This window comes from Cohnella baijiui, assembly GCF_020731285.1.
Lineage (GTDB): Bacteria > Bacillota > Bacilli > Paenibacillales > Paenibacillaceae > Cohnella.
This window is the reverse complement of the sequence record NZ_JAJFOW010000016.1, coordinates 84697-104165: the sequence shown is the minus strand read 5'-3', so window position 1 is coordinate 104165 and position 19469 is coordinate 84697. Positions and strand designations below refer to the sequence as shown.

At 64.3% G+C, this 19469-nt stretch carries 16 protein-coding genes; 15 read left to right on the top strand and 1 reads right to left on the bottom strand.

Features of this window, described 5'->3' with window-relative positions:
- Positions 1-2 precede the first annotated feature (2 nt).
- Both LKX83_RS16420 and LKX83_RS16415 read left to right on the top strand, forming a co-directional pair.
- Complete coding sequence (locus tag LKX83_RS16420; RefSeq protein WP_227883370.1) at positions 3-482, top strand: DUF456 domain-containing protein; 480 nt, start codon at positions 3-5, stop codon at positions 480-482.
- Between the two features lie 15 nt (positions 483-497).
- Positions 498-2162, top strand: coding sequence for a putative polysaccharide biosynthesis protein (locus LKX83_RS16415; protein WP_227883369.1), 1665 nt, complete (start codon positions 498-500; stop codon positions 2160-2162).
- Here LKX83_RS16415 and LKX83_RS16410 read toward each other — a convergent pair.
- On the bottom strand, positions 2159-3511 hold the full coding sequence (locus LKX83_RS16410) for a DUF2515 family protein (RefSeq protein WP_227883368.1): 1353 nt from the start codon (positions 3509-3511) through the stop codon (positions 2159-2161). The two genes, LKX83_RS16415 and LKX83_RS16410, sit on opposite strands and share 4 nt — an antisense overlap.
- Positions 3512-3645: 134 nt before the next feature.
- Between LKX83_RS16410 and LKX83_RS16405 the strand changes: the two genes are divergently transcribed.
- The 13 genes from LKX83_RS16405 (at position 3646) to LKX83_RS16345 (ending at position 19463) form a co-directional block, all read left to right on the top strand.
- Positions 3646-5199: a hypothetical protein gene (locus LKX83_RS16405; protein WP_227883367.1), complete on the top strand. Its 1554-nt coding sequence runs from the start codon at positions 3646-3648 to the stop codon at positions 5197-5199.
- A 147-nt stretch (positions 5200-5346) separates the two neighbouring features.
- Positions 5347-5697 (top strand): thioredoxin family protein, encoded by a 351-nt coding sequence (locus LKX83_RS16400; protein ID WP_227883366.1) that lies wholly within the window; start codon positions 5347-5349, stop codon positions 5695-5697.
- Positions 5698-5990: 293 nt separating this feature from the next.
- Positions 5991-6926, top strand: coding sequence for a COX15/CtaA family protein (locus LKX83_RS16395; protein ID WP_227883365.1), 936 nt, complete (start codon positions 5991-5993; stop codon positions 6924-6926).
- 19 nt (positions 6927-6945) lie between these two features.
- Positions 6946-8718: a UbiD family decarboxylase gene (locus tag LKX83_RS16390; protein WP_227883364.1), complete on the top strand. Its 1773-nt coding sequence runs from the start codon at positions 6946-6948 to the stop codon at positions 8716-8718.
- A 697-nt stretch (positions 8719-9415) separates the two neighbouring features.
- Positions 9416-10117 carry a GntR family transcriptional regulator gene (locus tag LKX83_RS16385; RefSeq protein ID WP_227883363.1) on the top strand — a complete coding sequence of 234 codons (702 nt, stop codon included), beginning with the start codon at positions 9416-9418 and terminating at the stop codon, positions 10115-10117.
- Positions 10118-10155: 38 nt separating this feature from the next.
- Entirely contained in the window at positions 10156-11649 is a 1494-nt protein-coding gene (locus LKX83_RS16380) for a sugar ABC transporter ATP-binding protein (protein WP_227883362.1), read from the top strand.
- Positions 11642-12616 carry an ABC transporter permease gene (locus tag LKX83_RS16375; RefSeq protein WP_227883361.1) on the top strand — a complete coding sequence of 325 codons (975 nt, stop codon included), beginning with the start codon at positions 11642-11644 and terminating at the stop codon, positions 12614-12616. The genes LKX83_RS16380 and LKX83_RS16375 overlap by 8 nt, the downstream gene beginning before the upstream one ends.
- 89 nt (positions 12617-12705) lie before the next feature.
- A complete protein-coding gene (locus LKX83_RS16370) occupies positions 12706-13692 on the top strand; it encodes a substrate-binding domain-containing protein (RefSeq protein ID WP_227883360.1) in 987 nt (328 codons plus the stop codon).
- A 28-nt stretch (positions 13693-13720) separates the two neighbouring features.
- Complete coding sequence (locus tag LKX83_RS16365; RefSeq protein ID WP_227883359.1) at positions 13721-15937, top strand: glycoside hydrolase family 20 zincin-like fold domain-containing protein; 2217 nt, start codon at positions 13721-13723, stop codon at positions 15935-15937.
- On the top strand, positions 15934-17079 hold the full coding sequence (locus tag LKX83_RS16360; RefSeq protein ID WP_227883358.1) for a M20 family metallopeptidase: 1146 nt from the start codon (positions 15934-15936) through the stop codon (positions 17077-17079). The genes LKX83_RS16365 and LKX83_RS16360 overlap by 4 nt, the downstream gene beginning before the upstream one ends.
- A gap of 25 nt (positions 17080-17104) precedes the next feature.
- Positions 17105-17488 (top strand): RidA family protein, encoded by a 384-nt coding sequence (locus tag LKX83_RS16355; RefSeq protein ID WP_227883357.1) that lies wholly within the window; start codon positions 17105-17107, stop codon positions 17486-17488.
- Between the two features lie 36 nt (positions 17489-17524).
- Entirely contained in the window at positions 17525-18262 is a 738-nt protein-coding gene (locus LKX83_RS16350; protein WP_227883356.1) for an MBL fold metallo-hydrolase, read from the top strand.
- A 76-nt stretch (positions 18263-18338) separates the two neighbouring features.
- Positions 18339-19463: an aminotransferase class V-fold PLP-dependent enzyme gene (locus tag LKX83_RS16345; RefSeq protein ID WP_227883355.1), complete on the top strand. Its 1125-nt coding sequence runs from the start codon at positions 18339-18341 to the stop codon at positions 19461-19463.
- The last annotated feature ends 6 nt before the right edge of the window (positions 19464-19469 follow it).

Below are 19469 nucleotides of genomic sequence, written 5' to 3'. Positions count from 1 at the left end.
GCATGGACATTCTCGGCTGGGTGCTTGTGGTGGGGCTGTTTGTCGTAGGCATGGCCGGCTCGATCTATCCGATCCTGCCGGGAGCGCTCGCGATTTACGCGGCGTTTTTCGTATACGGGCTGTTTTTCTCGTTCTCGCCGTTCGGCTTCTGGTTTTGGACGATCCAGACGCTCATCATCGTCGTCCTGTTCGTGGCGGATTACGTCGTGAGCGCGTGGGGGGTCAAGCGCTTCGGAGGCTCGAAGGCTTCCGTGTGGGGCAGCACGATCGGCGTCATGGTCGGGCCGTTCATCATTCCGGCGTTCGGCCTGATCGTCGGGCCGTTCGCAGGCGCCTTTCTCGGCGAGCTGCTGGCGGGTTCGTCGTTCGACAAAGCGCTGAAGGTCGGCTGGGGATCGCTGGTCGGCCTGTTCACGAGCACGGTCGCCAAGATCATCTTCCAACTGGCGATGATCGTGATCTTTATCATTTGGTTGTTATAAGGATGTATGGACAGCATGGTCAAGAAAGATTCGTTGATTAAAGGTACACTGATCCTGACCGCCGCGGCGCTCGTGGCGCGCGTGCTCGGCCTCTTCCAGCGCGTGCCGCTGGAGCACGCGATGGACAAGGTCGGCAATACCGCGTTCGGACAAGCCAACAATATTTATTTGCTGCTCCTGGTGTTCGCCACCGCGGGCATTCCCAGCGCGATCAGCAAGATGGTCTCCGAGCGGCTGGAGCTCGGACGGGAAGCCGAGGTCAAGCGGATCTACCGCGCGGCCATCGGCTTCGGCATCGTGGCGGGAATCGTCATGACGGGGCTGCTGCTCCTCATCGCGCCCTGGTACGCGGAGGCGAGCGGCGCGCCGGGATCCCGGCTGGCTATCCAGGCCATCGCGCCGTCGCTGCTGCTGTTTCCGGTGATCGCGATGATGCGGGGGTATTTTCAGGGCCGCCAGTTCATGACAGCCGGCGGCGTGTCCCAGATCGTGGAGCAGATCGCCCGCGTCGTGACGGCGGTGGCGCTCGTCTACGCGCTGCAGGGCTGGGGCTACAGCAATGCGGTGATGGCGGCGGGCGGCGCCTTCGGGAGCGTCCTCGGCAGCGTCGCCGCGTTTGCCGTCATGCTGTGGTACGCCTTCAAGCTGCGGGCGAGCGACCGGGAGCGGCCGCTCGTTCCCGAGACCGCGCCCGCGCCATCCGACGGACGGATGGGCGCGGCGCCTCCGGTGCTGACAAGAGCGCGCGAGATCTATGCCGCGATCTTCCGGACGTCGATCCCGATTCTGCTCACCGCGATGACGGTACAGCTCATCTACAATATCGATCAGTCGCTGCTGCTTCCGCTGTCGCGCTGGCGGTTCGATGCGGATACGGCGGAATCTTGGCTGAAAATTCTCATCACCAACGCGCAGTCGATCGCGGGCATTCCGCCCGTGCTCGCCATCGCGCTCAGCACTTCGCTGCTGCCGGTCATCGCGGCGGCCTTCGCCTCCGGGGATTCGGAGCGGCTGCGCCGCCAGACGACGCTGGCGCTTCGGATTGCGATTTTCTCGGGCATGCCGGTCGTCCTGCTCTTGTCGGTCGGCGCCGACCCGGTCAACGGCCTGCTCTTCAGCTCGCCGAAAGGCAGCATCATCGTGGGGATGCTCGCGGCCGGTACGACTTTCCAGATCACGATGATGACGTCCAACTCGATCCTGTACGGCCTCAGCCGGCAGCGGCTCGCCATGACGCACACGTTGACCGGGATCGCGATCAAGCTCGTCCTGACGTTGGCGCTCACGCCGTTTTTCGGCGTGTATGGCCTGGTCGCCGCCACGTCCGTCTGCTTTATTTTCGTCACGGCCTGGAACATGCGGACGATCCGCTCCCTGACCGGCGTGCGGGCGCTCGGCGACCGCTGGACGGGCTTCGCGGCTTCCGTGGCGCTGCTGGTTCTCGTCGGCGCCGCGATCTCCTACTTCGGCCTGCGGCTCTTCGAGCCGCTCGGCTGGAAATGGCCGTACCTGTTCACGACCGGCATCCTCGGCCTTTTTCTCCTGATCGGTTACCCGCTGCTGCTCGTCGTTTCCGGCGTTCTGCGCGCCGAAGACGTGGAAGGCTATCCGGCGCGGATCCGACGATTGCTGCGCCCGTTCCTGCGCTTTAGCCGCGCGCGTTCCTCGCAAGCCGGCTAATCGAAGCTCGCCCGCTCCCCGTCCGGGAGCAGGGCGAGCTTTGTCATGACGGCGGCCTGCAGCTTGCGCTGTCCGAACGCGTGCTCCCGCGTCATCTCGAAGACGAGCGGCGGCCGCAGCCCGAGGAGGTATCGCGCGGCCGACGGATCGGTCAGCCAGTCGCCCGGCGTCGGCGGCGCGAGCGGCCGGTCGGGCCAGCTTGCGGCATGCGCCGGACTTCGCCAGCGGCCTTGCTGTCCCCAGCCGGCCTGCCGGACCGTTGCTGACGGGCGCGCGTCGCCGATCGGCGTAGCGGCAGCAAAGACACGCGGCCAATAGTCCGCGCGGGAGCCGGTATGCGGAACGGCCTTGGCGAAGGCGACGGCGCCTTCATTCACCTTTGGGTAAGCAAAAAGCATCGCATACAGGCTTTTGCCGAAGGCGATCCGCTCGCGGATGTCGTCGAAACGCTCCAGCACGCGGCCGGACAGTCGCGAATCGGCTCGTCCGAGGTCGACGCCTTTATGGCGGGATTCGTCTTCCGCTTCGTTCTCCGGAGGCGCGGCAAGCGGAAAAACCACTTGGTTCAGTTGCAGCCACCGCTGGCTTAGAAAGGGGAGGGAGGACAGCACGGTGGACCGGTACGCGGGATCCCGAACGACTCGGCCTTCGATGACGTGCTGCTCGTTGACGATGAGGGCGACCGTGAGCAGCGGGGCGTCCCGGTCGATCCAGAAGCGCTCCCAGAACGGCGTCATGAACGCCGACACGCCGAACGCGGGAAGCAGGCCGAACCGGCTTTGGCCGCTGCGCCTGCTCTCCGCGTAGAGCAGCAGCTGCGGATAGGCGTCGCGAAAGATAAGCGCGTTGCAAGCCTCCAGCATGGCGAAAATCGTCTCGACGGCGTCCGGCGCGAGCAGCGTCGGCAGCCACTGTCCCTTCAGATCCGTCATGCTCCAGCCCCCGTTCCGGGAGACGAGATGGGCAAGCAGCGCCCAATGAAGCTCCGGATACGCCCGGAACATCGCCAGATAGGCCGCCGTTCGCGTGATGTTGTTGCGGTTGTGCTTTTCCGTTTCCTCCCGGATGCGGCGGACGAGCTCGGCGATCGTCCCTTCCCAGTCGGAGGATTCGCCCCGCATTCCCCGCAGCATCCGTTCCCGCAGCGCCTCCTCCGCCCAATGTGCCGTCTCCCGCCGGATCCGCAATTCCGCGCGCGGGGAGGCGAGCTGCAGCGAATCCCAGACGCCGCCCGCTTTGGCGGCAAACCCCTCCGTCAGCCGGCGCGCCATCCGGGCCCAGCCGGCGGCGTCCGGAGACCGTCCGGACGCCCCGCCCGCGTCGTGACGGCCCGATGGCTCGCGACGCATGTCGACCCCTCCTTTTTATACGCCGAACAGGCTGATACTGGAAGGATTTCCTAAGGTGGCGTCGAATTATCCTTTACTTGCGGAAAGCATGTTCCGCGAGGGGAGAGAGCCGGCTGAAAGAAAGGGGAAAGAACATGAAACACAGAAAGTTGCGGCGCATCGGCGGCGCCATCGCCGTACTCCTGCTGGCCGTACTGGTCGGTTGCCAGGCGGTCGGAGGGTTGAACCTGAACGACATGATCGTGAACCAGTTAAACGTCAAGTCGTCGGAAAGCCGGGGCACGGTCGAAGTCACCTTCGATTGGGACGAAGAGCAGCTCGCCGCAGCCGATCCGGAAGCGGTCCAAGCGATCGACTGGTTCCGCAAGGTGAGCTTGCAAATCGATGCGATGAAGTCGGACGATCGAGGCCACGCCTATGCGAAGGGCGCCATTGCCCTCGCCAAGGGGACCATTCCGTTCGAGCTGCGCGCCGACCCGGAGAAGGCGGTGCTGAACGTCGGCGGCGCCGCGCACCCGTTCGTGCTGGATCTGACCGGCGCGGGAGGCGGGCTGCCGGGCTTGAACGGCTTGGGCGTCCAAGGCAAGGGCCAAAACGAGGCGCTTCAGGAAGCGGTTCGGTCGCTGGTTCGCGAGGCGGCATCGTATGTTGTGGGGCATCTGCCGAATCCGCCGGTCGTCCGGGTCGAAGCGGCGTCCCTGCCGATCGACGGCGTCCAGACGGACCTGACCAAAGTCCATGCGGAACTAAACGGCAAGGAGATTGGCGAGTTGGTGCCCGTCTTCCTAGATTCGTTGGCGAAGGACGAGCAAGGCTTGCGCGAGCTGATCCGCACCGTCGTCCAGTGGGGGAACGACCTGCCGGCGGACGTGAAGCTCGCGCTCGGCATCGGGAACGACGAGGCGCAGCCGACGGAAGCGGAGATCGACGAAGTCGTCCAGGAGGCGCTCGCGTACTTCAAAGAAACGCAAGCTCAGATTGAAGAAGCGAAGCGGGATCCGGATTGGGAGCAGGCGTTTAACGACGGCATGACGCTGAAAACCGACCTGTACGTCGACAAGTCGCTCCACATTCGCAAGTCCGATACCGAGTGGAAGATCGACCTGACGCGCTTCGGCGAGCTGGGCTTCCCGCTGAAAAGCGTCACGATCACAAGCAGCCAGGAGAGCTGGAACGTGAACGGAGACGTCGGCTTGGGGCCGGTCGCGGTGCCCGCGGACGCCATCACGGCCGAGCAGCTCGTCGGCATGACGCCATACCGGGTCGTCAAGCAATTCAGCGTGGATTCCGCCGTGTACGGCTTGCTGAAAAACGACCTGCACTTCGACGATCAGTCGTTTACGCTGAGCGACGAATGGGGCGTTCCGTTCGCCAGCGACGAGGACGGCGGCCTCTACGTGCCGCTGCGGGAAACGCTGCGCCAGCTCGATATTCCGTTGTCCTACGATCCGGCGACCAAGGTGCTGCGTTTCTATGATGAGCCGACGATGCAGGACGTAACGCTTAAGGCGGGCTCCGCCAACGTGTCCGTCAACGGAACGGACCGCAGGTGGACCCAGCCGCTCGTTCCGCTGGACGGCGTCCTCTACGCGTATGCCGACGATCTGCTCGGCCTGCTGCGCGCGGAGTATCGTTTGCAGGATGGCCCGTACGGCGATCAGGAACTGCTGATCACGAGGAAGCCGTAAGTCCGAGACAAGGCGATGGATCGCCGGTCCGGTCCGGCTTCGCCGCCCCTTGTGCGTCCTCGCGCGAAGGCGTATAATGACCGCAAACGAAATCGAGGGCTCGCCTCCGGCATCCGCCGCGCGAGGCTCGCAAGGGGGAATCACCGCATGGAGAAGATTCATGACGAAGCGACATTCCGGGAGCGGGTAGGCGGGAGCGGCCTGACGATCGCCGTCTTCAAGGCCGACTGGTGCAAAGACTGCCACTTTATCGATCCGTTCATGCCCGACGTCGAAGCCGCGTACGCCGATCGCCTCTCGCTGATCGAGATCGACCGCGACGAGCTGCTGGACCTTTGCGGCGAGCTGAACATCTTGGGCATCCCGAGCTTTATCGCTTTCCGCGAAGGCCGGGAGCTCGTCCGGTTCGTCAGCAAGCTGCGCAAGACGCGGGAGGAGATCGAGCAGTTTTTCGACCGCGCCGTCGAAGTCTCGAAGGCCATCTCCCCGACCGCTTGAGGGAGAGAATGGTACGTATGCGCACCCCCGCCGGCATGCCGGCGGGGGTTGCTGCGTTTGCGCGGGCGCTTGCGTATGTGCTTGCGGTGCCCGGCCTTCCGGGAGAGCATCGCGTCTGTCAAACCGGCGGCAGCGGGCGCTTCCGCGCGCGGTCGGACGATCGTGAATCCTTTGTGACAATAATCACGAATGCGGCCGCGTTCACATTTTCAACATGGCTTTGTCTGGGAGGGTTGGGTATAATGAGGTTGGCCGTTTAGAGCCTACTTCACATCAGAAATCGGGGATGAGGCATGACCGCTCGAACCTATCGACTTCTCACCCTGTGGACCTGCATCGGCATGTTCCTCGTGCTCGTGGTCGGCGTCGTCGTCACAAATACGGGCTCCGGCCGGGGCTGCGGCACCGACTGGCCGCTCTGCCACGGCAAATTCGTGCCCGCCTATACGCTGGAATCCATGGTCGAATATTCGCACCGGGCCGTAAGCGGCCTCGAAGGCTTGCTCGTCGCCGCGACGTTCGTCGCCACGTGGAAGATGAAGCCGCGCAATCGCGAAGCGATGTTGTACGCGGGCAGCGCGCTGCTGTTCACCGTCGCCCAGGCCGCGCTCGGCGCGATGGCCGTCGTCTGGCCGACGTCCGACGCCGTGCTCGCCATCCACTTCGGCATCTCGCTGATCGCCTTTTCCAGCACCTGGCTGCTCGACGCCTGGGCCAAGCGCCGGCTGCACGCGGGCAGCGCGCCCGCCGCCGAGCGGGGGCCGGGCGGCTCCGCGATCGTGCCGGCCGGCGTCTTCGGCTGGATCGTCGCTCTGCTTGTCTACTGCTACGGCGTCGTCTACCTGGGCGCGTACGTCCGCCACACCGACTCGGCGGGAGGCTGCATCGGCTGGCCGCTGTGCAACGGAAAGTTCGTGCCGGAGCTGTCCGGGGCGACCGGCATCGTATTCGCGCACCGCGTAGGCGCCATCGTCCTGCTGATTGCGATCGTCGCGATCGTCTGGTTCATCGCGAAGGCCACGCGCGGCCACCGCGAGCTGACCGGCATCGGCATCACCTCGATCGTGCTCGTCGTTTGCCAGGTGTTCAGCGGATGGCTGCTGACCGCCACGATCGGCAACGAAGACGTGTACGTGTTTACCAGCCTGCTTCATACGATCATCATCTCCGCGCTGTTCAGCTCGCTTTGTCTGCTCGCGGTACGCGCGTGGCAGTTGTCCCGCCGCTAATGCCAATGGAGGGGTTTCGATGAGTTTCGCTTCGCTTCGTCCTTATCTAGATACGCTTAGACGAGAGGGGGATCTGGCCGTCATCGACGCGCCCGTAGATCCCTCCCTCGAGATCGCGGAAATACACCGCCGGGTCATCGATGAGGGTGGCCCGGCTTTGCTGTTCACGAACGTCAAGGGCAGTCCGTTCCCGGTTGCGACCAATCTGTTCGGCACGAGCCGCCGGGTCGACCTGGCCTTCGGCCCGCGCCCCGAGCAGCTGATGAATCGCCTCGTCGGCTCGCTCGACACCCTCATGCCGCCGACGCCGGCCGCTCTGTGGCGCGAGAAGGACATGCTGTTCGAGCTGTTCAAGATCGGCACCAAAAAAGTATCTGCAGACGCGGCCCCGGTCCTCGGCGTTTCCCGCCGGGAGCGCCCGCTGGCGGGGCTGCCGGTGCTGACGAGCTGGCAGGAGGACGGGGGACCGTTCGTCACGCTGCCGCTCGTGTACACGGAGCATCCCTCCCATCCGAAGCAGCACAACCTCGGCATGTACCGCATGCAGGTGTTCGACGATCAGACGACCGGGATGCATTGGCAGATCCACAAAGGCGGCGGCTTCCACTATCACGAGGCGGAACGGCGCGGCGAAGCGCTGCCCGTCACCGTATTCCTCGGCGGCCCGCCGGCGCTCATCGCGTCGGCCATCGCCCCGGCGCCGGAGGGACTGCCGGAGCTGCTGCTGACGTCGCTCATTCTCGGCGGCAAGCTGCAGATGGTCGAAGACCCGCTCGGCGGCCACCGGATTCCGGCGGAAGCCGAGTTCGCCATCGCCGGGCGCGTGCCGCCGCACGTCCGCCGGCCCGAAGGGCCGTTTGGCGACCACTTCGGCTATTACTCGCTCCAGCACGACTTCCCGGTGTTCAACGTCGATCACGTCTGGCACCGCAAGGACGCGATCTACCCGGCGACGATCGTCGGCAAGCCGCGCCAGGAGGATTACTACTTGGGCGAGTTCCTGCAGCGGCTGCTCTCGCCGGCGTTTCCGATGGTCATGCCGGGCGTGCGCAGCTTGTGGACTTATGCGGAGACGGGCTTCCACGCGCTGGCGGCCGCCGTCGTGCGGGAGAGCTATTCCCGCGAGGCGCTCGTGACGGCGTTCGGCATTCTGGGCCAAGGCCAGCTTTCGCTCACCAAGTTCCTCATGCTGACGGACCGTCCGATCGAGCTGGAACATTTCCGCCTGCTTTTGCAGACCGTGCTGGAGCGGTTCGATCCGAGCCAGGACCTGTTTATTTTCGACAACACGTCGCACGACACGCTGGATTATACCGGCCGCCGGCTGAACCACGGCAGCAAAGCCGTCATGTTGGGCGTAGGCGATCCGATCCGGGAACTGCCGCAAACCTATGCCGGCGGCGATCTGCCGGGAGTCGACCGGATCGAAGTGTTCTGCCCCGGCTGCCTCGTCGTGAGCGGTCCTTCCTTCACGGCGGAGCCGGAGCTCGGAGAGCGGCTCGCGCGGCTCCTGTCGGGCGGCGACTTCCCGTGGCCGATGGTCGTCCTCGCCGACGACGCGGGCATTGCGGCCAGCGAGCGGAAGTTTTTGTGGACGGTGTTCACGCGGTTTAACCCGGGCCACGACATGTATGCCGAGACGCAGGCCAAGCGGCACCATCTCAGCTACGGGCTGCCGATCGTCATCGACGCGCGCATGAAGCCTGGGTACCCGGACGAGCTGTTCCCGAGAGAGGACATCGTGAAGCTGGTGGACGACCGCTGGAAGGAATACGGCATCAAGCTGGGATAACAGGACGCGCGAGGCTTTCATTGCACGGATACGTCATCGAATACGGCCTTATTGCGTGCTCCTACGGGACGCGGCAGAGACGACTCTGCCGCGTCTCTTTTTTGGCGGATGGGGCGGAGGAGGGGCGCTGTAACGAAAGAAAGTTTCGCTGTAGCTCCACGGAGGTGTTCCCTCTAGACATTCTAACGATTAGGGATCGCTGCAGAAGCGAAGATGCCTGGATTAGTCACTATGGCTGAAGCATGTTGTGCTAATCCGTCACGATGCCGACGCCCGATGTCCAAATGGGTTGCCGAAACGACACAAAAGATCGCTACAGACAGCGTATCCGCCAGCAAGACCGCAAACAAATCCACTACCGCAAACAATTTCACTAGTAAAACCGGAAACAACTCCACTAGCAAGACCGTCAGCAAATCCACAAACAAACCCGAAACAAGTTAACAAGTCCGCTACGAACCCGCAAGACTTCCCAGCCTGGCCGCTCCCGCGTGCACGAATCGGTCCATCGAAAGTTGCTCCATTTGGCGAAAATGCATGAAACGCCCCACTTTTGACCCCCTTCCGGCTTGTTATCCTTTCCAAAAATCGCGTAAATTTTCAAAATAGGCATTGCCAAAGTTCTATATTCTATATTATATATAATACATAATATAGAACTTGAGTCTGAGCAAAACAGGGAGATGAGTCGCGTCTCATGAAAGACACTACGCCAAAGCCCGCCTTCATGGATAAGATCAATATCAGCCGGGAAGTCGTGGAGTATATCAAGCAATCGATCCTGAGCGGAGAGCTCAACCCGGGCGACAGGATCGTGGAGACGAAGTTCGCGCGCGAGCTGGGTATCAGCCAGACCCCGATCCGCGAAGCGATGCATCAGCTGTCCGGCGAAGGCATCGTCGTGATCGTGCCGAACAAGGGGCCAGTCGTGAAGGAGCTGCAGCGCAGCGACGTGTTCGAGATCTATTCGCTGCGCGCCGCCATCGAAGGGCTTGCGATCCGCATCGCCAGCCAGATCGCGCCGCAGGAGGCGATCGACGAGCTGGAGCGGTTTTACGAGCGGATGAAGGTCCGGCAGCAGGACGACGAGGTGGATTCGCTGCTCGGGGACTCGTTTCAGATCCATCAGACGATCATCAACCTGTCCCGGCACGAGCGCCTGATCAATATGTACGGGTCGATCTCGTTCCAAATCTCGTTGGTCAACCGCATCCTGGGCACCCAATCGACGAAGCTGAAGGAAGTCGAGCAGCACCGGGAGCTGGTCGAAGCGCTCAAGGCACGCGATCCCGACCAGGCGGAGAAGATCATGCGCATGCACATCTACCGTTCCTATCGGGAGTTCATCGAGCTGGACGAGGATAAGCACTGGGAAGACGGAGAGACGCTCTGGTTCTGACGACGCGGCATCGCGCGAGACGCAAAGGAGGCGGCCCGATGGAGACGGTACTCGCGATGAACGGCATAACGAAGTCGTTTTTCGGAGTCAAAGCGCTGGATGGCGCGTCTCTCGAAGTACGGAGAGGCGAAGTGCACGCGCTCATGGGGGAGAACGGTGCCGGCAAGTCGACGCTGATGAAGATCTTGACCGGGCTCGTGACGCCCGACGAGGGGAGCATCGAGCTGTTCGGCGAACGGGTCTCGATCGCCACTCCCCAGGATGCGCTAAGGCTGGGGATCGCGATGATCCACCAAGAATTGAATCCGATCCCGGACATGACGGTGGCGGAGAACATTTATCTCGGAAGGGAACCGACCCGCGGCCCGTTCCTGAATCGCAAACAGCTGCACCGGCAGACGCGGGAGCTGCTCGAGCGGTTCGACTTTCACGCGGCGCCGGAAACGCGCGTCGGATCGCTCAGCGTCGCGCAGAAGCAGATGCTGGAAATCATCAAAGCGGTGTCCGCCGAGGCGCGCTTGATCATCATGGACGAGCCGACGTCGGCATTGTCGGACGGAGAAGTGAAAACGCTTTTTCAGACGATCCGGGCGTTGAAGGGGCAAGGCGTCCCGATCATCTACATTTCGCACCGGATGGAAGAGATCTTTAGCATGACCGACCGGGCGACGGTGCTGCGAGACGGCCAGTACATCGGTACGGCGGATATCGCCGCGCTGGATGCGGACCGGCTGATCGCGATGATGGTCGGGCGGCCGCTCGAGGCGATCTACCCGAAGGAGCGGATCGAGCCGGGCGAAGTCGTATTTGAGGCGAACGGCCTAAGCCGCAAGACCGTCTTCGACGACATCACGTTCCGCGTCCGGAAAGGCGAAATCCTCGGCATCGCCGGGCTGATGGGGGCCGGGAGAAGCGAGGTGGCGCGGGCGATCTTCGGCATCGACCGGCTGAGCGGGGGCGAGATTCGGATCGACGGCCGTCCGGTCGCCGTCCGGCATCCCGCGGACGCCATCCGCCACGGCATCGCGCTCGTGACCGAGGACCGCAAGGAGATGGGCCTCGTCCTGTGCCGGCCGATCCGGGAAAACATGACGCTCGCCAGCCTCCCGATCGACGCCAAAGGCGCGTTCGTCTCCGGCCGCTCCGAAGCCGGGACCGTCCGCGGCCTGACCGACAAGATTCGCATCAAGATGCGCGACGTCAACCAACCGGTGCAGAGCCTGAGCGGCGGCAACCAGCAAAAGGTCGTCCTCGCCAAGTGGCTGCTGACCAAGCCCAAGGTGCTGATCCTGGACGAACCGACGCGCGGCATCGACGTCGGCGCGAAAGCCGAGATCTACCGGCTGATGTCGGAACTGGCCAAGGAAGGCTTGGCAATCATCATGATCTCGTCCGAGCTGCCCGAAATCCTCGGGATGAGCGACCGGGTGCTCGTCATGGCGCACGGCCGCATCCAGGGCGAATTCGAAGGTGCGCATCTCACCCAGGAACAAATACTCGCCTGCGCGATCGGAGGTTCCCACAGTGCGTAACGAACTGGCATTCAAGCGAAAGCTCGCTCCCGGCGGCTTGTCCGAAGGCATGCTCCGCAAGTACGGCCTGATCTTGATCCTGCTGCTGGCCGTGGTCGTGCTCAGCATCGTATCCGACACGTTCCTTACCTTTACCAACTTGATGAACGTTCTACGCCAAGTATCGATCAACGGCATCCTTGCCGTCGGCATGACGCTGGTCATTCTCACGGGCGGCATCGATCTGTCCATCGGCTCCTTGATGGCCGTCTCTGCCGTCATCGCGGCCAGCACGGTGTCCGATTCGTCCGGTGCCACGATCCTCGCCCTGGTCCTGGGCATGCTCGCTTCAGGCTTCCTCGGCGGCGTCAGCGGCACGATGAGCGCCAAGCTCCGGGTCGCCCCGTTCGTCGCCACGCTCGCGATGATGACGATCGGCAGGGGCATCGCCCTCCTTTATACCAACGGACGCCCGATCATCGTTGATTCCCCTTCCTTCAAATATTTGGGCCAAGGCTACGTCGGCCCCATCCCCGTTCCCGTCCTGATCTTCGTCGTCATCGCCGCCCTCGTCGCGGTGCTGCTCTACCGGACGAAGTTCGGCCGCTACATCTTCGCCGTAGGCGGCAATGAGAACGCTTCCCGCGTTTCCGGCATCCGCGTCGACCGCATCAAGATCGGCGTGTACGCGATCAACGGACTGTTGTCCGGCCTCGCCGGCATCCTGCTCGCCTCCCGCATCAGCTCGGGCCAGCCCAACAGCGGCATCGGCTATGAACTCGACGCGATCGCGGCCGTCGTCATCGGAGGCACGAGCCTTTTCGGCGGCCGGGGCTCTCTGCTCGGCACGATCGTCGGCGTTCTCATCATCGGCGTCATCAACAACGGCCTGAATCTGCTGGACGTGTCGTCCTATTGGCAGCAGATCATCAAGGGCGTCATCATCGCCGGCGCGGTCATCCTGGACCAGCGGGCGAAGCGCGACTGAACCTCGTGATTGCCGGGGCTGCATCGCCAATAGCGGGTGCGGCTCCGAGATCAAATACACAATCGACAAAAGGGAGAGGTGCTAGAAAGATGAAGAAATTCAAAGGCTGGAAATGGGCGGGGGCGGTCGTGCTGGCGGCGGCGCTGCTGTCGGGCTGCGGCAATGGCGGCGATAAGGGAGGCAACGCCTCGCCAGACGCGTCTGCCGGCGCCTCCGGCGCTTCCGGCAAGGCGTACAAGATCGGCGTCGCGGCGCAAGGACTGTCCCACGAATTCATCAAGTCGCTCGTCGAATCGATGCAGGAAAAGGCGAAGGAGCTGAACGTCGAGCTGCTCGTCATGGACAGCCAGGACAAGATCGAGGAGCAGCTGAACCAGGTCGATACGCTGATTTCCCAGAAGGTCGACGCCATCATCCTGAATGCGGTCGACATGGTCGGTTCGAGCCCGGCCGTCGATCGGATCAAGGAAGCGAAAATTCCGCTCGTCGAAGCGATCACCTACACCAAAAACGAAAACTACGACGTTTTCGTCGGCACCGACCCGGAACAGTCCGGCGTCATGATGGGCGAGCTGCTCGCCGACATGCTCGGGGGCAAGGGCAACGTCGCTCTGCTGCAAGGCCAAATCGGCCACTCGGCCGAAATCACGCGCGGCGTGGGCCTGCAAAAGGCGCTGTTCGACAAATATCCGGACACGAAGCTCGTCACGCAGCAAACGGCCAACTGGAACCGCGACGAAGCGATGCGGATCACCGAGGACTGGCTGCAACGCTTCCCGGATCTGAATGCGATCGCCGCCCAGAATGACGAGATGGCGATGGGTGCGCTCCAAGCGGTCGAAGCGGCCGGACGCAAGGACGTCCTCGTCGTCGGCATCGACGGCATCGCCGACGCGCTTAAAGGTGTGAAGGAAGGCCGCATGGCCGCTACGGTTCTGGACAACGTCACCTCCGAAGGCAAGCGCGCGGTCGAAGTCGCCGTTGGCCTCATCAAGGGCGAGAAGTTCGAGAAGAAGGAGCTCGTCGACTACGTCAAGATCACCAAGGACAACGTCGGAGAGTACTACGGCGGATGAACGAGACCCGGTAAAGGAGTGGAAGGCGATGACAGCAGCGGTTGACCGTCTCCCGGCGCCGCTGCTCCCGACGCCCAAAGAGTGGCGGACGGGGGCGGGCCGGTATGCGCTCGGGAGAACGACGAAGCTTGCACTCGATCCCGCCTTTGCGGCCGTGTCCGAGGTGGCCGTCCGCGAACTGCCGGCGCTGCGCCTTGACGCCGCGGACGGCGCGGAAGGAGCGCCGTTCGGCGTCCTGGCCGTACAGGGACCGGACGCGATCCCGGCGGAGACGCGGGAGGCGCTGCTCCGGCAGGCTCATCCGGAGCAAGCCTATACCCTCCGCATCCGGGAGGACGCCATCACGATCGGCGCGATGAACGCGAAGGGGGCGCTGCACGGCATCTCGACGCTGGCGCAGCTGACGGAACTGAGCGGCGAAGACGGCTTGCCGGAAATCGACATCGTGGACGGACCGGATATCGGCAAGCGCATCATCTCGCCGACGATGACCTGGTACGCGGGCTTCGCGCGGGCCGGATTCGGCACCCAGCTGTGGGAGGGGGAGCGCTGGAAGACGTTCGTGGACTGGTGCTTCCGCCGCAAGATCAGCGCGTTGAACGTCGTCATGTACGGCTTTTGGCCGTTCGAATTCGACGCGTATCCGGAGACCGTCCTGCGGAATTTGCCGGTCGAGACGTGGTCGGAAGAGATCGGCGACTGGGTCGAGGTGTCGTTCACCCATCCGAACCTGCGCAAGCCGTTCCTCGAAGAGCTGATTGCCTACGCCAACACGCGTGGAATCGAGATCTACGCCTACATCGGCATGAACTCCTACAGCGGCGGCTATCCGGTCGTCCACCCCGAGAGCCGCAGCGTCCTGTCCGACGAGCTGAAGGCCGAAGGGCACGTGAACAGCTACGACGCGATGTGCACTTCGCGGTCGGACGTGCGGCGCTATCTGATCGAGAGCGTCAAGCGGATCGAGGCGCTCGGCTTTAACGGCCTCGTTTTCGAGGAGAGCGAGGAGGTGAAGTGGTTCTGCCAATGCGAGGAGTGCCGGCGCAAATACGGCCATTTGGCGCCGAACGACGCCAAGCATACCGTCACGGCCGAGCTGTTGGCGGAGTACGTCCGGGTGCTGCGCCCCGAGACGCTGGTCGGCGTCCGCTGGCTGCGCGAGCCTCCGATCGTCAAGGACCGGACTAAGCTCGCGGAATGGGCCGCGAAGCTGCCGGAGCGAGTCGTGCTGTTCTGGGCGCCGGGGCTGGAGGACGACGACCGGGAATTCCTGAAATGGCGCGACGTCTTCGGCGAGGAACGCATTTGGTCCCGCAACTGCGAGGGCAGCGGCTTTGCGGCCAGTCTCGGGCGCATCCCGTACCTGATCCCGGACACGTTCCCGGATTCTCTGCGCAACTACACGTTCCAGCACCTGTGGAACGACATCGCGCAGTTTCAAGGCGCGGTCAATACCGGCTGCGCGGCGATTAACGGATACGGCTTCGAGTGGTACGGGCACGAGCTGTACTTCATGGCGCCGGCCCAGTTCGGCTGGGATTGCTGGCGGATGGACCGCGAAGCGTTTTTGACGCATGCCTCTTTGCACCTGCACGGGCCGGAGAACGGTCCCCGGTACGAAGCCGTTGTCCGGCGGCTGCCCTGCATCCACGAGACGCAGATTTGCAAGACGCTGCCTTCGTTCCCGTTCATGCCGGACAAATACGCGGGACCCGAGGGGATCGCCTATCTGGAGCGTTGCCTATCGGACGCTCGCTGGTGCGTCGGCGAGCTGGAGGCGATCCTGTCGTCCGGCGATCTCGCGGCGTGGCAGCGGGAAAACGCCGAAGCGACGCTCGTCATGGCCCGCCGGATGGCGGAGGTTGCGGCGGCGGGCATCGCGTTCGGACGCTTCGAGCTCGAGCGGGACGGCCGCGCCGACGCGGACCGGATGCGCGGGCACGCACGGGACGCCCTGCGGCACGCGGAGGAGGATTACCGGCTGATCAAGACGCGCTATTTCGATTCCAAAGCGCATGCGTGGACCGGCGTGCCGATCGGCGAGTACTACATTCCGATGGTCATCAACGAGTATCGCAAGCGCTTCTCCGAGACGCTCGGGGACGAATTCGCGCCGGACGACAGCGTCCCCTACATGGTCGGAGGCGAGAGCCTGCCCTGGGAGTGGCTGCTGGAATGGGGCCACCGGATCGCGGCCGCGAAGCCGCTCGCCGCGTTGCGTCCGCAGGGCGGTGCGGCAAGGTGAAGCATCGCGCGATCGCCATTTTGGAGGAACTGATCGGCATCCAGAGCGTCAATCCGCATTACGGGGAAGGCGCGGCCGGCGAGATGGCGCTCTCCCGGCACCTCGAACGGCTCTGCCGCGAGGCGGGACTCGTCGTGTCCAGGCAGCAGGTGTTCGAGGAGCGGGACAATCTGATCGTTCGGCTGCCCGCGCCCCGGCCTGGCCCGCTGCTCATGTTCGAAGCGCACATGGATACCGTATCGCTCGGCGCGATGCCGGATCCGCTGACTCCGATCCATCGCGAAGGGCGGCTGTACGGCAGAGGCGCCTGCGACACCAAAGGCTCGCTCGCCGCCATGCTGGCCGCGATGGAGACGCTGGCCCTGCAGCCGGACACGCTCGGCTGCGACGTGATGCTGTGCGCGACGGTCGACGAGGAACACGCTTACCGGGGGCCGCTCAAGCTGCTGGAGCTTGGCCTGCCGATCGCGGCCGCGGTCGTCGGCGAGCCGACGAACCTGCGCATCGTCGCCGCGCACAAGGGTTGCGCCCGCTTCGCCGTCCATGTCCGGGGCAAGGCGGCGCACAGCTCGGTTCCGCACGAGGGCGTGAACGCCATCGTCCACATGTCGCGGGTCATCCGGTATTTGGAAGAGACGGTCGCGCCAGAGCTGGCCGACATCCGGGATCCCCTGTGCGGTCCAGCGACGCTGTCCATCGGCACGATCTCGGGCGGGAGGCAGATCAACATCGTGCCGGACCGCTGCAGCATCGAGGTGGACCGCCGCATCGTCGCCGGGGAACATCCGGGCGAAGCGCTGGCCGAGCTCGAAGCGCGCCTTCTGGCGTGGAGCCGGACGCAGGGCATCGACCTTTCCGTGGAGCCGCTGCTGCTGGACTGGGCGCTCGGGACGCCCGAGGACGATCCTCTGGTGAGCGCGGCGAAGCGGGCGGCAGGCGGCCTGGGGCTGCCCGAAGGGAGCCGCGGCGAGACGTACGGCAGCAACGCGAGCAAGTATCAAGGCATCGGGGGCATCCCGAGCATCGTCTACGGCCCCGGCTCGATCGCACAGGCACACGCCGTAGACGAGTGGGTGCCGGTCGCCGAGGTCGAGGCGGCGACGGCTTTTTACGTCGCGCTGGCCCGTTCTTTTGGAAGGTAAAGGACATCGGAAAGGAGTTCATCCCATGACAAAAGAGATCATTCGCACCGACAAGGCGCCGATGCCCGCCGGCAGCTACTCCCAGGCGGTCCGCTGCGGAGACACGCTGTATGTCGCCGGCACGTGCCCGTTCGAGCTCGGCTCGAAGCGGGTGCTGCACCCGGGGGACACGGCGGCGCAGACGAAGCTGGTGCTGGAATATATGCAGGCGATCCTGGAAGCGGCGGGTTCGTCGATGGAGCGGGTGCTGAAGGTAACGGCGTTTTTGGACAATCTCGACAACTTTGCCGCCTACGACCGCGAGTACGCCCGCTTTTTCCCCGTCGATCCGCCGGCGCGAAGCACGGTGGAGATCGGCAAGTTCCCTCCCGGCATGTGCGTGGAGATCGAATGCGTTGCAACCTTGTAGGCAGCATCCACCTAAGCGAAAAGGAGGAGAACCGCCATGCGGATTAGCGAACGCGTATCCCTGGTCGGCAGCGGCAAGTTCGGCATGGAGCTGAGCGATCCGACGGACTGCAATGTGTACCTGCTGGACGGCGGCGGCGAATGCGCCCTCGTCGACGCCGGAGGCGGCGTCGAGCCCGAACGCATCGTCCGGCGGATCGAGGGGTGCGGCATGGCCATGGACCGTGTCCGGACCTGCATCCTGACGCACGCCCATGCGGATCATGCGGCGGGCGCGAGCTACTGGCGGGAGCGGTACGGGATGAAGATCGTCGCCTCGGCCGAAGCGGCGCCCTGGCTCGCGCGGGGAGACATGGACAAGACGAGCCTGAACGCGGCCAAGCGGGGCGGCGTCTACCCGCCCGATTTCGCTTTCCCGGCGTGTCCGGTCGACTTGACCGTCGCGGAGGGAGACCGCATACGGGTGGGCGATCTGTCGCTCGACGTGATCGATGCGCCGGGACATGCGCGCGGCCATATCGCGCTCGCGCTGATGGAAGGGGAGGACCGCAGCCTGTTCGCGGGCGATACGGTGTTCGCCGGCGGCAAGATCGTCGCGCAGCGCGTCTGGGACTGCATCATCGAGGAATACGCCGAGACCGTGGCCAAGCTGCACCGGCTGCGGTTCGACCGGCTTTATCCCGGGCACGGCCCGTTCTTGCTGTCGCGGGCGTCCGTGCACATCGAAAAAGCGCATCTCATCTTCGAGAGGCTGGAGCTCCCTCCGAATCTGTAGCCGCGCACGGCACGGAAGCGCGCGTCCGGGCTTCCGTGCGCCAACGCAACCCCAGCGAAGGGAGGAAGGGACGCCTATGAACGCGTTGCTGGACAAAAAAGACTTTATCGGATTGAACGGGTGCGCCTGGTTTTTCAGCGGCGCCGAGACCCCGACGCATCTGGGCGTGCAGGCTGCGGTGAACGACTATTTGACGTCCCGCAGCCTCGGTCCGGGAGGCCGGGAGCGCAACGCCGAGACCGAGCGGCAGTGCAAGCGCAACCTGGCGCAATTGCTGAACGGACAGCCCGAACAGATCGCCATCCTGTCGAGCGCTTCCGAAGCCATCTCCATGGCGGCCCGGGCGATCGACTTTCGCCCCGGAGACAACGTCGTGCTCCACGCGCTGGAATTTCCTTCGGGCGTGCTGCCTTGGCTCGCCTTGAAAAAGACCGGCGTCGAAGTCCGGGTCGTGGCGCACAAGGGCTGGGAAATCGACGAGGACGACCTGCTCGCGGCGGTCGACGGGAGGACCCGGCTCGTCATGACCAGCCACGTCAGCTTTCTGAGCGGGGCGCGTCTCGACTACGGCAAAGTTTACGAGCGGCTGCGGCAAACGGAAACGCTGTTCCTGCTGGACGCCACCCAATCGCTCGGCGTCGCGCCGGTTGACGCCTCGCAGGCCGACATCGTGGTGTGCAGCACGTACAAATGGCTGCTGTCGCTGCACGGCGGCGGCGTGCTGGCCGTTAATCCGACGCGCGCGGGGAATCTGCTGCCGGCCTACGTCGGCTGGCGCAGCGTCGAAGAACGCCTCGGGCCGGACCGGTTCGACGGGTTCGACTTTCATCCGGACGCCCGCCGATACGAGCTTGGCTATCCGAGCTACCCGACGGTCTACGCGCTGGAGCGGTCGACCCGCCTGCTGCTGGAGGCCGGCGTCGACCGGATCGAACGCCATGTTCTCTCGCTCGGCGGCGCGCTCATCGAGATGCTGCGGGCGCACGGGCTCACGGTGACGACGCCGGACGATCCGGCGCGCCGCGCCGGCAACATCAGCTTCCTGCACGAAGACGCCGCCGCGGTCGCGGAGCGGCTTCGCCGGGAGCGCATCTACGTCATGGGCAGCGAGGGCCGGGTGCGCCTGTCGGTGCACGCGTTTAACGACCGCGCCGATCTGGAGCGGCTGCAAGCGGCGCTGCCCGCCTGTCTGAACGGATAACGGAAT